10 protein-coding genes are annotated in these 16,458 nt (G+C 36.7%); 8 read left to right on the top strand and 2 right to left on the bottom strand.

Annotation, left to right across the window (positions count from 1 at the left end; all coding sequences use genetic code 11):
- The 3 genes from B494_RS0100645 to B494_RS19825 form a co-directional block, all read left to right on the top strand.
- Window positions 1–557: colicin D domain-containing protein (locus B494_RS0100645; RefSeq protein ID WP_206536212.1), on the top strand; the 557-nt coding region annotated here is incomplete at its 5' end.
- A complete protein-coding gene (locus B494_RS0100640) occupies window positions 557–1,000 on the top strand; it encodes a hypothetical protein (RefSeq protein WP_017470422.1) in 444 nt (147 codons plus the stop codon). The genes B494_RS0100645 and B494_RS0100640, both read left to right, overlap by 1 nt.
- Before the next feature lie 64 nt (window positions 1,001–1,064).
- The gene (locus B494_RS19825) at window positions 1,065–1,313 is read left to right on the top strand and encodes a hypothetical protein (protein ID WP_051128194.1); all 249 of its coding nucleotides are present in this window, start codon (window positions 1,065–1,067) and stop codon (window positions 1,311–1,313) included.
- A gap of 1,146 nt (window positions 1,314–2,459) precedes the next feature.
- Here B494_RS19825 and guaC read toward each other — a convergent pair.
- Complete coding sequence (gene guaC / locus B494_RS0100625; RefSeq protein ID WP_017470419.1) at window positions 2,460–3,443, bottom strand: GMP reductase; 984 nt, start codon at window positions 3,441–3,443, stop codon at window positions 2,460–2,462.
- 828 nt (window positions 3,444–4,271) lie between these two features.
- On the opposite strand from guaC, the gene B494_RS0100610 reads away from it, so the two are divergent.
- The 3 genes from B494_RS0100610 to B494_RS0100595 all read left to right on the top strand — a co-directional run bounded on the left by B494_RS0100610 (window position 4,272) and on the right by B494_RS0100595 (window position 9,492).
- Window positions 4,272–6,797 (top strand): ABC transporter permease, encoded by a 2,526-nt coding sequence (locus B494_RS0100610; protein WP_017470416.1) that lies wholly within the window; start codon window positions 4,272–4,274, stop codon window positions 6,795–6,797.
- Window positions 6,794–7,468, top strand: coding sequence for an ABC transporter ATP-binding protein (locus B494_RS0100605; RefSeq protein ID WP_017470415.1), 675 nt, complete (start codon window positions 6,794–6,796; stop codon window positions 7,466–7,468). Before B494_RS0100610 ends, B494_RS0100605 begins: the two co-directional genes overlap by 4 nt.
- A 1,043-nt stretch (window positions 7,469–8,511) precedes the next feature.
- Window positions 8,512–9,492, top strand: coding sequence for an AraC family transcriptional regulator (locus tag B494_RS0100595; RefSeq protein ID WP_017470413.1), 981 nt, complete (start codon window positions 8,512–8,514; stop codon window positions 9,490–9,492).
- Between the two features lie 190 nt (window positions 9,493–9,682).
- On the opposite strand, the gene B494_RS18705 is transcribed toward B494_RS0100595, so the two are convergent.
- Window positions 9,683–13,531 (bottom strand): S8 family serine peptidase, encoded by a 3,849-nt coding sequence (locus tag B494_RS18705; RefSeq protein ID WP_017470412.1) that lies wholly within the window; start codon window positions 13,529–13,531, stop codon window positions 9,683–9,685.
- A 605-nt stretch (window positions 13,532–14,136) separates the two neighbouring features.
- Between B494_RS18705 and B494_RS0100585 the strand changes: the two genes are divergently transcribed.
- Together B494_RS0100585 and B494_RS0100580 are read left to right on the top strand one after the other, a co-directional pair.
- Window positions 14,137–15,657, top strand: a complete 1,521-nt coding sequence (locus B494_RS0100585; protein WP_017470411.1) for a DUF4118 domain-containing protein — start codon at window positions 14,137–14,139, stop codon at window positions 15,655–15,657.
- On the top strand, window positions 15,650–16,342 hold the full coding sequence (locus B494_RS0100580) for a response regulator (RefSeq protein ID WP_017470410.1): 693 nt from the start codon (window positions 15,650–15,652) through the stop codon (window positions 16,340–16,342). The genes B494_RS0100585 and B494_RS0100580 overlap by 8 nt, the downstream gene beginning before the upstream one ends.
- The last annotated feature ends 116 nt before the right edge of the window (window positions 16,343–16,458 follow it).

Here is a 16,458-nt window from a genome sequence, read left to right as displayed (position 1 = left end):
CATGGGAAGAAGAGGGCGTCATGTATGTGAGTGGCTATGTGGCAGCGGATGTGTTAGTGAGCCTATACGGAGGGAAGGTCCTTCAGACGGGTAAGCTAAGTGATGTGCAAAGAACAAGACGAACCCTGGACAAAGTAGGTGATACCACCCAAGCACTGGACAAAGCAGGAGATGTGGCGAAGCAGGTTGATAGGGTTGAGGACGCGGTAAGGGGAGCAAGTAAGACTAAGGGTACGGGTAAATTTGTCAACAACGCTGATGATGTTGTATTCAAACAAAGTTCAATAGATAAGGCTTTCAGTAAACACAGTAATGATTTTGGAAATTATCCTGATGGTAGTAAATCTAGTGTGGAATTATTCAAAAACGATGTTTCAGAGCTGATTAATACTGGAGTTCAAAAACAAGGTAAATATAGAAACGTTGAAGGAACGCATATTTACAATGAAACTACTAAACAATGGACTTTTATTAACTCAGATGGAACTATGAATACAGCTTTCAAATTAAGTGAATCACAATACAAATATTTAGTTGAGAAAGGAGTTGTAAAATAGTGAGATTAGTTAATACCTATCTCTCAGAACATGAATTAAAGAAAGAAGATATTGAAGTGATCTGCAACATATTTAAGAAACAATATGATGAAAAGATAGAAGTGAATAGCTATAAATATGATGATCGTAAATATTATGAAACTGATTTTGATATAATTGACATAGAATTTCTAAAGGAAAATATATATAAAGAAATTGATAAGTTGATTAAAATTCATGAAAAGGTTATTCAATCAGTTAACCAAAATGTAGAAATAATTGTAGCTAATGATGATACAGATACGGAGATCCAATTATTTGAAAAAAATTGTAACGATATATCAGGATTTGGATTGTTTATTACTTCAAGAAAAATTCAAGAACTTGAACCCTATTATACTTCTGATATTTGCAACGCATATTTGAATTTTGAAAATGTTAGTTTTGGTGTTATGTTCGAATAGTGTTAATTATGAAGGGACGGTTCTTCCACTTCCCTAACAAAATATACTAAAGAAAATAGGATGGATGAATGCTAAAAAAACTTTAAATCGATTAACATATTTAGAGCTTATTGACTTTGAAGATTACGACTCACAGTGGTTGAAATTATTGGAATTTCCATTGAAACAAATTCGTGTAGATTCTGAACCAACATATTCTAAACCTATTGGAGATACTATTGGTTATATATATTGGTGTGAAAGTTCTTTAGATTTTCTAAAGGAAAAAATGGTTTATTATGGTTCAAAATTGTCAATTTCCTGTATGGGCTAATGTTAGAGTGTTGAACATTACAAAAAAAGATGACAAAGCTATGGTAATGCATGTGGGTAAAGAAGAGAGGCTAAAAGTAAAATTTTATAAACAAGTTGGAGTGGAGTTACTTTAAAATATCCTTATTGTAGTAGAAAGAAATATAAAACAATTATGATATTCTCTCAGATAAATCAGTAGGTGAAGTAGTTGATACTTCTAAATATAATATTATTGTTATCATACCTTGACTGGCTATATGCCTTTCAAGGTTTTTAGAGTTTATAAGAGCGGGACAAAAATAAAATGATTTGCTTGAGAATCGAGAGCTCATGATGGTTGTACCATCATGGAGTATCGTTTTAATACTTGGGATAGCTGACAAGAACAAGGATTGGTTGAGTTGAAATTTTTTTGAATGAAAATTTAAAGGAAGTCCCATATTAGAAAATATTAATGATGAAATTTATACAGATGAAAAGGGGACATTAAAAGTGTATATAGAAAGCCAAAGTGTACGTATTATATTTTCGGATAATAAAATTAACGATTGCTTACAAAATGATAATGTTTATTTCTATTTAGATGGGAACAAATCACTTGTAGGATTTGTATTTGGCATTTAACTTTTGTATGAAATGGCAATTAAGGTGATACATAGGTTCGTATTTTTATTCATACATCATGAGCTTGACACGAAGCCTCTATGGTCATGAAATAAGGCAATGCGGCAAGCGTACGGCTTGCCTGGCACAAGAAGCCTATCACGACCACCTCTCCGTGTAAAGCTGTGGTTATGCATTATATACTGCATACACTTAATTGCCAAAAGCTACATTTATTAAATGCCATAAACATGTAGGATTAAGAGTTAATAATATTAGTAAGAGAAATAAAGCTATACTTAAGGAAGCAATCGTATAATTTACACTCCCTAATGCAGACAATAAAAAGCGTGTTAAGCACGGCGAGAACGAGCCATCTTTTGACCATCTGTTGAAATTAAAACGCACCAAATATTTCCCGGGTAATGGTGTATATTAAAATATTTTGTTTCATAACCGCCTATAAGTTTTGGGGAAGCAATGGCTAATAAATTTTAGTATGAAATCATAGAGCCTAAAGTTAGATAATACCATCTAACTTTAGGCTCTAATGGGTTAACGTTTAATAAACTTTATCACCGTTAAAAATTGAATTTTTAACGACTACATAATCAACATTGCGAATCGACATTAGGTTATTTCCACCAGCGTAAGAGATCGAAGACTGTAAATCTTGTTCCATTTCGGTTAAGGTGTCTTGCAAATTCCCACGATAAGCGACATGCATTTTTTTACCTTCAACATTTCGTTTTTCCCCTTTTTGAAACTCAGAGGCTGAACCAAAATATTCTTTGAATAATTGCCCATCTCGCTCAATCGTCTCCCCTGGTGATTCTTCATGACCCGCGAATAATGAACCAATCATCACCATTGAGGCGCCAAAACGAATCGATTTAGCAATATCACCATGGGTGCGAATCCCGCCATCAGCAATAATCGGTTTACTAGCGGCTTTAGCACACCACCTTAGGGCAGCCAACTGCCAACCTCCCGTGCCAAATCCTGTTTTGATTTTTGTTATACAGACTTTTCCTGGGCCAATCCCTACTTTTGTCGCATCTGCTCCGGCATTTTCGAGTTCTCGCACAGCTTCAGGTGTCCCGACATTACCTGCGATAACAAAGCTTTTCGGTAATTTTTTCTTAATATATTGGATCACTTCAATCACTGCATTAGAATGCCCATGAGCGATATCAATGGTAATAAATTCTGGTACTAAGTTTTGTTGAGCCAGTTCCGAAATAAAGTCATACTCTTCTGCTTTAACCCCTACACTAATTGAAGCGATTAAACCGCGTTGGTGCATATCTTTGATAAACTGGATCCTTGTTTCTGGATTGAAGCGGTGCATAATATAAAAGTATTGGTGTTCTGCTAAATAGATGGCTATTTTTTCGTCAATAATTGTTTGCATATTTGCAGGAACGACCGGTAACTTGAATGTATGATCACCAAGCGTGATCGATGTATCACATTCTGATCGGCTATTAACGATACATTTTGCGGGAATTAACTGAATATCTTCATAATCGAATACATTTTCCATTTATAACACCTCTAAATACGAATATTTTCGTTAAATTTAATAATAATTGTTCGACCAATACGTAATATACATTAAAATACGAGAATTGTCAAAGGAATATGGATTTGAATGGCCTTCCCCTATTTAATAAAAAAGACAGTCCTTTGTTTTAAGAGATAACCGTCCGTAAAGTCCATTGATTTAAGGTTGTTTTGTCGAATGTTTTAACTTGTTGTCAAATAAAACTTAATATTCGTTTTTTTTGAAAATTCACTTAAATTCCATTTACATTTATTTGATATTATTATAGTGTTAAATGGTAATGCAAATCTATGGAAAAAGGCGGGGAACGAATGAAAAAAATAGTTTCATTGTCACTAAGTATTGTCATGTATCTTTTTTCATCAAGTGTTGTTGCAGAAGCTTCTATGGTAGAGACGAGTGATGACAGTCTGTTTCGACTGCAACGATTACTGGGCCTACGACCGTTAATGCAGGACAGTCGTATGGCTGGACTGTAGGCACTAATTCAAGCCATGGCCCACACACATTTTATTTTACTCCTGGGGACGGTACCATTGAACGGAGACTTGATGGTCGAGGTCAAGAGGTTAACAGAACATTTAATTATAGTTATTCAGGATATAGCTATGTGCGGACCTATACCCAAAGCTACAGGACTGCAAACCAACTTAATATTTCTCCAATGAGAACACGACGAGTTACTGTGAGAGCTTTTTAATTTGAAATCAATAGAAATAGCCGATTTTTAAGGCATTTATTAAGTATGACTCTAATGGGAAAACCATGTGAGTCATACTTCATTTTTAAAGTAAAGGAGGTTAGCAAATGTTTTATTACCCACTAATGAAAAAAAAGTTAAAGCGTCAGCTAATGGTAATCTTCTTCTGTTTACTTTTATTGCTCCCTCTTTCTGCTGTTTCCTTGTCAGACGCATCGGAAACGATTACCCAGGAAATCTATGATTTTGCACGGGGGAGCTATGATATTTTACTCCGTCCTGCAGACAGTCGTACTGAAGTCGAGGAGAGCCTCGGGTTAGTGGAAGAAAATTATTTAGGGCTTGGCGATGGGGGCATTTCAATCGCGGAGTGGCAAACCGTGTTGGCACGCGAAGATATCGAAGTGGCAGCACCAGTGGCATCGATTGGTCTATTTACCGCATCAGAGATTACCTATCAGCTACCTGAAAGGATGGAATCGCTCCGTTATGAGAACACGGTGACAACCACCGATGGTGTTGATGAGTATGTCATGAGTGACCACGAATATGCCTATAGTTTTTTTCCAGTCGAAGGGACGTTCGCTGGTTATGCACTCTTTTTAGAAGACTCCTTGGTTAATACGTTTCAAGGTGAATTTCCGTCCTTTCCATTGCCTCCATCTTATCATCAAGTGGTAGCGGTTGATACTGCTCAAGAAGCGGCATTGACAGCAATTGATTTCCAAGCATTAGAGGGGGGAGGATCTGGTATTGGACCGGAAGAATTCACATCAGTTCCGATTTTAAGTCTGCTCGATCAAACCATTCCACTTACAGCATCCATTTCAATCGACCAGTTGCGTATTAATGAAGCAGAGTTACGCCGTTTGCTTGCGCCCTTTAATACGACCGATTTAGCCCAGTTGGGAAGTCTCTCATATCGAGATCTTGATCTCCATGCCCAAGTCGAGCAGGAATTGGCGACAATCGAAGTCGAGGGGTCTGAACATTATGAGCTGGACTTTTCTGAATTAATTTCTCCTTTCTATGATAATTTTTTATTTACCGATGAAGCGTATCGCCTCCATACATATGAAGATAGAGATGATTTTGACTTTGATTTATTTGGTGGAATTAGTTATCACAGTCAGGAATCCTCATACTATTTATCACCAGTCGAGTATCAGATCGAGGGAGACAACGTTACTGTGCACCAAGTAACGACAGATGAGCAAACGGGTGTTCCGATCTACCGGTCATTAGAAAAAATTGACCACTTTATGAGCAACGACGTCGGAGAAGTTATTGCTGGGGAAGGGATTTATTTTCATCATGCAGGTGATTTTAAATTGTGGGAAGATCGAGAAGCGCTTGCTGCCTCACCTTTAGGTATTTATAGTTTACAAGAAACCCATCTCAAGAATGATGAAGAAAAACAAGTGTACCCGACGGCTGTCCCCGGGAGTTTTATCTCGACACCGGCACATGGTATTATTTCATTGGAATGGGCAGAACGTTTGAAAGGGGATGCCCCGATCGATGCTATCCGAGTTAAGGTTGCCGGCATTGATGGCTATGATGAAGCGAGTGCGGCAAAGATAAAAGATATTGCTCGACAGTTTTCAGAACTAGGTTTTACGGTGGATATTGTAGCTGGCGCCTCCCATCAATGGTTGGATATAGAGGTAGAAGGTCTCGGGACGGTTATGCAACCGTGGACAACATTAGAGGCGGCCGATACGATCGTTGAAAGCTGGGATTTAGTGAAGATTGTGCTTGTACTGTTATTTTCGTTCACCAGTTTTGTGTATATTTTATTTAGTTTTATTAATTTAATGAATGAACGGAGACAAAGTGAAGCGAAGCTGCGGCTTTTTGGTTGGTCTGACAAACATATTAAAAAGTTACGTTATATGGAATGGGCAAGGCTTGTAGGATATCCTTTAGTTGTAGCGTTTCCTGTTGCTGTGGGTTACGCCTACTATGCTGATTCCATGATGATTGTCTTTGCACAGGTGCTTGTTTTTGTCTTGATTTGCACGCTCGTACTTGTCTCTTTTACATTTTCTAAACAAACGAATAAAACGAAGAAAGTGCAGCAAAGTCATGGATCGATCACATTACAAAATACGTGGTATCATCATAAACGGATTATCGCTGCTGCCATTCAATTATTTCTATTAACCTTTATCTCGATTTTTCTCACCTTTTTACTGCAACAAGAAGAACAACGAACGGTTCAAACGAATCTGGGGATATACATTCATGGGCAAATGGAAGTATTTTATTATTTACTAATCGCCTTCCTCTATCTCCTCTCGTTTCTTACGATTGCAGAAGCACTTGTATCGTTATGGCGGGAGCGGGGCGAGGAAATGACGTTGTTTTATCATGTTGGTTGGGGAAGAAGCAAACTCTACATGTTTTATCTTCGCGAAGTCTGTGTTTGGTCAACTGTGGCTATTTTCAGTGGTGCCGGTATGAGCGTTATCGCTTATCGTGTCCTAATGGAAAGCATGTTGACTGAATGGTTAACCGTTGCGGTTATAATGATCATCTTGTTTTTGATGGTGGTTATTGTATCTGCCTTTGTTTTGAGTTATATTATGAAGCAATTTACAAACTATCGAGATCGGAAGGTGACGTCATGAAGATTAGCATAGAAAATTTGGATAAGACGTATCAAACAGCAGCTGAGCAATTAAATATACTTAAAAATGTCAATTTTTCGATGGAGCAAGGTGAATGGCTAACCATCATCGGTCCATCTGGATCTGGAAAATCCTCTCTTTTACAATGTATTGTTGGCATTACCTCTGCTGATCCAGGAAGTTCTATTCGTTTAGATGAACTTGACCTTCAGCACGCTTCCAGCGAAGAAGTTCTCGCCTTTCGTCGGAAGCGGATCGGCTTTATTTATCAAGATTACAAGTTATTTGATCAATTTGACGCCTTAACAAATGTTATTCTCCCCTTAGTTCCGTATGAAGACAAAGGCGCTTTGGATAAAAAGGGTAAAGAACTGCTAGAAAAGGTACACCTTTCTGATCGGATCCATCATGTGCCCCAGCAGTTATCAGGTGGGGAAAAACAAAGGGTAGCAATTGCTAGAGCGTTAATCAACGAGCCAGAACTGCTGATTTGTGATGAACCGACAGGTAATTTAGACGAGCAAAATAGAGATCACATCATCGGTATTTTAAGTGAATTGAATGCAGAAGGGAAAAGCATCATCCTAGTTACACACGATAAAGAAGTCATTTCCAGCGGCCAACGCTTAATGATGATCCAGCGAGGAAATCTCATAGAACAACAGCTTTAGGTGGGAAGTGAAGAGGAGACGATTTTCAGCGCACCTAATTATAATTTCTTAATTCGCGAGTGGACAGTTTTTCTCTCGGAAATTATTTTATAGGTAAAAATTACTATTTTAAAAATAGCGGTATTTTCAAAAAATTGATTATGTTAGAATTTAAGTAGATAAGACATTGGAAAATATACACAACGAAAGTATTCGATTTAATTAGACCAACATTTTAACAAAAACAGCCAAATATATGGTTGTTTTCAAGGCAATATACATAAGGAGGGCTGAGCAGTTAACGTACTAGGTGCAGTCGGGTGTTCTGTAGCTTGTGGAGTAATATTTGGTGGCGGGAGTTGTATTCAAGCTGATCAGGCGGTTTGTGGCTAATTAGAGAGAGGGAGATCATCAATGTTTGATACTATAATAGAAAAATTTATACTACTTTCATTAGTGGTAATAGTTATTACTTTATCCTTGTTATATACAAGAGTGGCAAGGCTATATAAAGCAGAGAAAAAGAAAAAATAGTGTTTCTAATTTAGAGAAGAAATCTAAGAGGCGAGAACAACTCGCTTCTTTTTTGCGTTTTTAAAACAGAAACATTCATAATATCTACTTTTCACTTTACAAGGTTGGACTGTTACTTTTATTCTAAACAGTGAGTGCCGTATTGATTATAAGAGATTATGGGAGTCAAAATTATCTTGATAAAATTTAGTTGAACAGTTTTTTTCTAGTTTAATTTTATCTAAAAGGGATTTCAATGAGAAAAGTTAAATTGTAAATATTTATAATTTATTTGTTCTGGATAGGTTACACTAAATTAGACAGTTTAGTTTAGGTCGGCTAAACTTAAGAGACTAGCCATGGAAACGTCGATCATTTACTAAAGAATGTAAAGTACAAGATGTCCAATTGTTAAGTTTATCTAATGTATAAACGCATTATAGAGGTGAAGGTCAAATGACTAATGGTGTGAGTATGTTCAGTTCGTGATTAACCTTGATGGTCTACTTAATAGGTCACTGCGCATTAGAATTAGGGAATGGGGCGTTTAATTGAAGTCATCTCTTTATCAAAACCTGCTGATGTTAACAGAAGAAGAAGAAATAATCTTAAAGCAAAAGTCAAAAAAAATTGAGAAAGATGTTTACACGAATCAACGTGATTTTATTATTGAGCGGGCCAAATTTCTTTCTGACAAAAAACTAATTGTCACACGTAAGCACCCACGGTTTATAGCATTTCCTGCTCATCGCCATGACTATATTGAGATTAACTATGTTTATCACGGATCATTGATCCAAACGATCGATCGTCAGCGTATTGAACTAAAGCAGGGGGAATTACTTTTTCTGAATCAGCATATTGAACATGCACTTGAGCCTTGCGGAGAAGAAGATTTGGTGATTAATTTCATTATTGATCCTTATTTTTTTGAGCATATGTTTGATAACCTTGATATTGATGGAGCAGAGCAGTCGATTGTCAATTTTTTGATCAGTGGTCTATTTAATCAAAATAAAGCTGGTAGCTATTTATATTATCAAGTTTCTGCCATTGAAAGGATTCAATCGATTATTGCTAGTATGATTGAAGAAATGATGAATCCAACGGTATGGTCAGAAGTTACGGTTAAATTTCAAATGGGATTGTTAATGGTTCAATTGATGAAACATGCAGATAAGGCATATACACCATCTAATCGCATTTATGATCATCAATTGGCGTTAACGGTGATACGCTATATTGATCAGCATTTTAAGATAGCTAAGTTAGAAACAATCGCAGAGAGATTTAATATGAATGGCTATAATTTGAGTAAGTATATAAAAAAGACGACAGGAAAGACGTTTAAAGATATCTTACAAGAAAGACGGCTAGAAGAGGCTAAGTCATTGTTAAATTATACTGATCTGTCCATAGAACACATTGCTACTGAAATAGGTTATGATAATCTAAGTTACTTCTATCGCTTATTCAAATCGAAGTTTGGCTGTACCCCAAGCGTTTATCGTAAAACATTGTATAAGTCTTAAAGAAGCAGGAAGTTGCATGTTTAATGCCACTTCCTGCTCGTTTTTTTGTTATAAATTACTGTCCCGTAAATATTCGGTCTTAGAACGGAGTACCGAGAGTTAATCTCCTGATTCACTAAACGACCAATCAGTGGAAGAAGAATCCCCCCCCACTGATTGATCTGTTAATTCGGTCGTATTATCACATAATTTAAATGCGTATAAACGATAGTAACCGAGTAAATAATTTTTTAAGAATAGAACCTAATGATAATCGTTTCCCTCGCTTATCTCCGTCGTTATCACCATCTTCAGCCTCATCATCTTTTTGCCGAGTAATTGTGATTTCTTCTTCTGTTGTATTGCCAGCGACGTCGACCAGTTCGAAGTATAAGTCTGTATCGCCATCATCTAATTTGACCGTTAATTCAAATTCATCTTCGAAAAATGACTCTTGATAAGGAGCTCTAAGCGGCTGTTCATACTCATGACTGTCGTTCACATATAGTTTTAAAGCATTGAAGTTATCAGCGACTGACACATTTAGTGTGACTTCAGTTGCATCTTGATCGATTTGATCAGGCACTTCAATCGTTAATTCTGGTGGTGTCGTATCAATAAGGATTTGTCGTTTAATTGAGCTTTGGTTGCCTCTTGAATCTACTGCATCAAAGAATAAATCGGGTGCACCATCTGATTCAAAACTGACAACAGCATCAAATGTGTAGTGGTCTTCTGATTCGTTATATTCAAATTCAATTGCTTGCTCATTGATGGTAAAGGATGCTAATCCACTATCCTCTTCAATATATCCTTTTACTGAAATATCATGGGTGTCATGGACGCTTAACACTTCTGGTGTCGTGATGTAAATGTAGGGTACGACCGTATCATGATTAACTTCAGTTGTTTCACTTATCGAATTGCCTGCACGGTCAAAGGCAACAACTTCGACCACTGTGCCATCTTCCCACTGACTCGCATCAATCGTGCCAGTTTGTTCTTGATGATCTTCTGAGATCGTTATCGTTTCAACAACTTCATCTGCTAAAATGATTTGTAGCTGTTGGAGACCAGATCCTTGATCCGTTGCCTGCCATTCAACTTTATCTTTCTTCGTGTTGTAACGAAGCGATAGCTCAGGGTCTGTTGTATCGACGAGGACTGGGAAGGTAAAGCTTTGCCATTTGGCATCATCGAAATCAATCTTAGCTTTAACTTCGTAATAATAGAGACCATCATCGACTTGCTTACGATTCACTGTCCCATCCCATGTCCGATCGGTTAAATATGAATAACCAGGCAAATCATGTGTTTTTCGGATATCCCGTTCACGCTTGATTGTTCTTAAACGTTCGCCTGTTTGATCAAGGATATTATATTGCACCGATTCAGCATTTCTTAAAAAGGTTAGTACAGGTGTTACTCTATTGTGAATATCATTTTTGTTAGGCGAAAATGCAATAATATTCGCTTCATCAAAGCCGTCTATTTCTTCAATTGGGGCTAAATAGCTACCATTTTCATTAACGAGGCCAGTATGAGGCAGGAAGTAATCTTCTGCGTAGCGCTTGCCATCGAGAATAGGTGCATCATCCCAATTACCATAGAAACCTACATACGGAATCGCTAATGCTGGAAAACTTTCATTAGTTAATGTGACAAAACCTTCAATAAACGTACCGTTCGGGAACTGATTTTCTAACGGTTGTTCATAGAACCAGTCGATTGCATTGGTCAAGTCTACTGTTACCGTAAATTGGACCGTTTCACCTGCTGGAATGGTAAGGGTATCGTCTGAAAAAGCAATCGGGTATTCACCTAACCACGGTGAGGTAGGTGCAATTGTTCCGGCTTCAAACACACCTTGAGCTTCAATTAAGTTTTGCCCAGAGACAACAAGGTCGGTTTGAACATTGCCATCAAGTTCGTAAGTCACATCTTGATTTGAGAAGTTTTCTGCAGCCAATGTAAAGGTGAAGGAATCACCAACTTCTTGCAAGCTCACTTTTGCCTCGCCTGTAGTTACTTCGGTCACGACAACAGGGGTAGCTAATGCGGCATGTAAATCCATAACGCCTGAGCCTTGACGTCGTGGTGAATAAGGATTACCTAATGCATAGTGATCGTTGTATAAATTTTTATCTTCAATAATTGTAGATGTATTGAGTAAGAGATTTTTAACGGCAATTGAGCGATCATAACCAGATAAATCAAAATGTTCATCTACATGTTGCAATACGAGTGCTGATCCGCCTGAAACGTGAGGTGCAGCCATTGATGTCCCGCTCTTCAAGCCATATTCGTTACCTTGTAATGTAGATAAAATGTTACCTCCAGGAGCCGTCAGTTCAGGCTTGAAATCAAGGTTAGGTGCAACGCCCCAAGATGTAAAGGAAGATAATCGTCCTGCTTCAGGGTTGGGTGTCACAATAGGTTCACCATCACTAAATACCACGGAGACGGCTTCGTCATTGTCTAATAGTTGAGCAAGGTGTTCACCATCTGTTTTCGAAATAAACAGTTGTGGGATCACAATTGATGAATTGGTTGCCATACTTGTATAACCAGCAGAATGATTGTAAACCATAACACCAGCCCCGCCAGCTTCTTGAACGGCAATCGCCTTATCAATAAAATTTAAACCGCGTTGCAATAAGACAACTTTACCTTCCACATCTTTTTCAGCTAGTGCATCAACAAGCTGATCTAAACTGTTGTTATGGACGATGTGAATCAATTCTAGTGGTTGATCAACATCTTCATGGTAGCGGTTTGAGGCGAGGAAAGCAGCTGTACCCTCTTGCTGTTCTGAAGACCAGCTAAACCCTTCCATTTCAATAAATGTATTTTCAATAGAAGCAACACCAATAGAATCATAAGATACACTTGGTGAGCCTGTTAAACCAATATCGGGATTTGTTGCTAATGGATAATTAGCAGTAATGGCATTGGCATAATGGGCGGAGTTACCAGCCGAAATTGACGCAATAATACCATTATCAACGGCACGACTAATCGCTTCTTGCTCAGGATCTGTCGGTCGAACGAATCCGGCTATTGAGCCTAAGCTTAAGTTAATAACGTCTGCACCTAATAGAATGGCATCATCAATTGCTTTAACATAAATATCACCATAAGTAGAACCATATTGTGGATCATCACCAAAGACACGCAATGCCAATAATTGTGCATTCGGTGCGACACCTTTAATTTCTCCGTTCGCGCCAGCCGTACCAGCGACATGGATACCATGGTTGCTGACACCTGGACCTTGTTCGATAATTTGTGTGTTCTTATCCATATAGTTGTAACCATAAGGAACTTTATCGGTGAAATAAATACCGTCTAATTCATGATCATCTTTCATTTGGCTAATGGTCTCTTCATTTAAAGCAATTGTTTCCGGATTATCGAGCGCCATATCTTGATGGGTGGGATCAATACCTGTATCGATAATTCCGATAATCATGCCTTCACCATCAAGACCGTAATCCTCCCAGACTTGTCCTGCTTGAATGATATCGATGCTGTAATTCATATCTGGTTCTTGTTCTTCTGGAAGATGATAAACATTTGAGATATAGACGTGTTCAACGCCATCTATACTTTGAATCACATCATATTCTTTATAGGTAACTTCTGTACTGAAACCATTGACAACTGTCGTAAACTGATGTTCGACATCAAATGTGATACCCATTCTTGAGATATCAGACATAATCGCGTCTTGGGCAGATAATAGTTCATCTTGGAGTTGTTCTTGGACTTGATCATCTAATTCTTTATAAAGCACGCCTTGTTCAGTCGCATAAGAAATCGCCGGTTCTTCTTCAAGTTCAACAATAATTCTAACTTTATCCGTCGGCTTGTAATAATCGTCCTCGGTTTCTTCGGTTACAAAATCTTCTAAAGATTCAGTTATTTTATCAGGTACTTCTAATTGTTTCTCATTTGATTCTGTTGCTGTTACAGCAAAATGAGCTGAGGTAAAAGGTAATAGCAGTAAAGTGAAAATAATCGATAGAAGAAAACGCTTTTTCATTTGACCTTTTTTCATTTCAGACTCCTCCCGAGTAGCTTGATAGATTAATAGAGAAAGCGACCTGATTTTCTTTGTCAGATCGCCTTGTTGCGGTAATAGAATGCTTAATCTTGTCATCATCATCTGAGTGTTATAGCTATTTAACTTAGTAAAGTACATAAACAAGCAAGATGTATGAAAAGCCCCAGGTGTTTGTCTTCTATTGGCCAATAGATTACATACATTTAGTATACAAATGGTAAAAGTGAAAATAAATAGTTCTATTGTTATATTTTTACGACAATTCACGACATTTTTTAACGATTGTCACAATATTGTATTACATTTACTTCTGTTTTTGATTGAAAATTGTATTGAAATCTATTTAATTTTTAATTGTTTTTATTGTAGTAACTAGTTTGCTTGGAAGAAATTCACTATAAAAAGTAAAGGTTTACGACAACTTATTATTATTTTGGATAAGCATTGATCTTTATAAAGATTTAATTAAAGTAATTTTTGATAAAGATTCTTTGTAGTATACTATAAAATATTCCTACTAAGGTTAATACCCATTTCCGTAAAAGATTAGCGTATAATTATTGGTATGGTTAAATAGGAAGGTAGAGGAGGAGAAGTATTTGATAAAGAATTTGTTTTTAAAGAAAGATAATTTAATAATTAATGTGTTATTAATAGCGATCATTATGTTTTTTGCATCTTTGATTGGTTACTTGTTCAGATTCTTAGGCTTTCCGGAAACTAATATAGTTATTGTATATTTATTAGCAGTACAAATTATTGCTTGGTTGTTTCATGGGTTACTATATGGAATAACGGGGTCTCTTATAGCTACTTTCACCTTTAACTTTTTTTTTACTGATCCTTATTACACTTTTACTGTCAACGACCCAAGCTATATAATAACTTTTATTATAATGACAATTATAGCAGTAATCACAAGTATGCTTACTTCTCATGCTAGACAAAGTGCCTTTTCTGCAAAAGAAAAAGAGGCTGAAACACGGGCCTTATATGAGTTAACGAATGATGTAACTGAGGCAAAAGGGGTGGATCAAATTGCTAGTTTAAGTATAAAAGCAATTAGTGTTTTTTTTGATTGTCAGGCTGCTATCCTCTATTTCGATAGTAATCATACAGAGCTTAACTATGTTCAATATGTTAATGTTGAACATCAAACTCGAAGAAAAGTAGATGATATTGAAAAATTAGCAGAGCGCCTGAAGAATCTACAAACACTTTATATAGAAGGAAAGGATTTTTTTGATTTTCCGATCCGTGGTCAGGAAAGAACACTAGGGGCTATTAGATTACCTAAACATATTTCTATAAACAAAGATCAAAATAAATTAAAACTTTTGTTGTCAATGATTGAAAGTACTGCTTTAGCAATGGATCGCTTTAATTACTTTGAGCAGCGATTTAAAGATCGAGAAGAGGCCACACAAGAGCGTTATCGTTCAACACTATTACGATCCATTTCACATGATTTGCGGACGCCACTAGCAAGTATTATAGGTACAGCCGAAATGCTAAAATCAATGACTGATAAAGAAGATGATCGTTTTACTTTTCTTGAGAATATCTATGAGCGTTCTAATTGGTTGCATGCATTAGTGGAGAATATACTCCATCTGACAAAAATCCAAGAGGGTAAACTTAATATAAAAAAACAGCCAGAAGCTGTTGAGGAAGTAATTGGAAGTGCAATTAATCGTGTTGTTAATATGAAAGAAAACAGATTAATCAAAGTAAATATACCCGAGCAAATCCTGTTTGTTCCAATGGATGCTAAGTTAATTGAACAAGTTATTTTTAATTTGCTTATGAATGCAATAAAGCATACATCTGTGAAAAAAGAGATTACGGTTTCAGTCGAAGTTAATGATACCTATGCTTTATTCATCATTATGGATCAGGGAGAAGGGATCTCTCCAGATGACTTGCCATATATTTTTCAAATGTTTTATACGGTTAATACCAATAAAGGCATAGATGACAAGGGGATCGGTTTGGGACTTTCAATCTGTCAGACGATTGTGGAGGCGCACGGAGGCGTTATTGAAGCGCGTAACAGAATAGATTGTAGAGGTGCTCTTTTTGTATTTAAATTACCGTTAGAGGTGAATGAAGATGGGTGAAGAAAAAATTCTTGTAGTCGAGGATGACAAGCAAATAAAAAAGTTCATTAGATACGCTCTTGAAAAGGAAGGCTACATATATTCTGGGGCTGATAATGCTCAAGATGCTTTAGAAATTTTAGTTACAGAAGATATCCAGTTAATATTACTTGATCTAGGTTTACCTGATTTTGATGGGATGGAAGTATTGGAAAAAGTAAGAGAATGGGCTGATATTCCAGTTATTATTATCTCATCGCGTGATCAAGATGAAGATAAAGTCAAGGCACTCGACCAAGGGGCTGATGATTATTTAACAAAACCCTTTTCAATTATTGAGTTGCTTGCTAGGATAAGAGTCGCTATTCGACATATCAACAAATTGAGTACGGATAACCTTAAACCTATCTTTACTATAGGTAACTTAAAGTTAGATGTAGAAAATCATAATTTCTACCGAGAAGGTGAGCGGTTACATTTAACACCCATGGAATTTAAATTATTAGAAATATTGTTTAAGAATGCTGGGAAAGTCCTGACTACCCAAAATATAATCCGGCAAATATGGGGACCTGGTTATGGTAATGATACACAAGCATTAAGAACACTTATGGCTGGTTTGAGGAGAAAGGTTGAAGAAAATGCTGCTAAGCCTCAATATATTATAACTGAAATAGGTATTGGTTATAGGCTTAGAGATGAATAGTGTACAAGTGATTAAGACAGTAGTGTAGGATCCTGATGTGATTTTACACTACATTTTTTGTATTGTGTAAAAAGAAGAAAGCTAAATAAGAAAATAAAACTACGCATTGATAACTT

Origin of the sequence: Amphibacillus jilinensis Y1, from assembly GCF_000306965.1 — a bacterium.
GTDB lineage: Bacteria > Bacillota > Bacilli > Bacillales > Amphibacillaceae > Amphibacillus_C > Amphibacillus_C jilinensis.
This window is presented reverse-complemented; position numbering and strand designations above follow the sequence as displayed.

Coding starts and splice junctions, on each gene's coding strand:
- B494_RS0100605 (WP_017470415.1), top strand. CDS start 6,794: ATGAAGATTAGCATAGAAAATTTGGATAAGACGTATCAAACAGCAGCT.
- B494_RS19825 (WP_051128194.1), top strand. CDS start 1,065: ATGAATGCTAAAAAAACTTTAAATCGATTAACATATTTAGAGCTTATT.
- B494_RS0100610 (WP_017470416.1), top strand. CDS start 4,272: ATGTTTTATTACCCACTAATGAAAAAAAAGTTAAAGCGTCAGCTAATG.
- B494_RS0100580 (WP_017470410.1), top strand. CDS start 15,650: ATGGGTGAAGAAAAAATTCTTGTAGTCGAGGATGACAAGCAAATAAAA.
- B494_RS18705 (WP_017470412.1), bottom strand. CDS start 13,531: ATGAAAAAAGGTCAAATGAAAAAGCGTTTTCTTCTATCGATTATTTTC.
- guaC (WP_017470419.1), bottom strand. CDS start 3,443: ATGGAAAATGTATTCGATTATGAAGATATTCAGTTAATTCCCGCAAAA.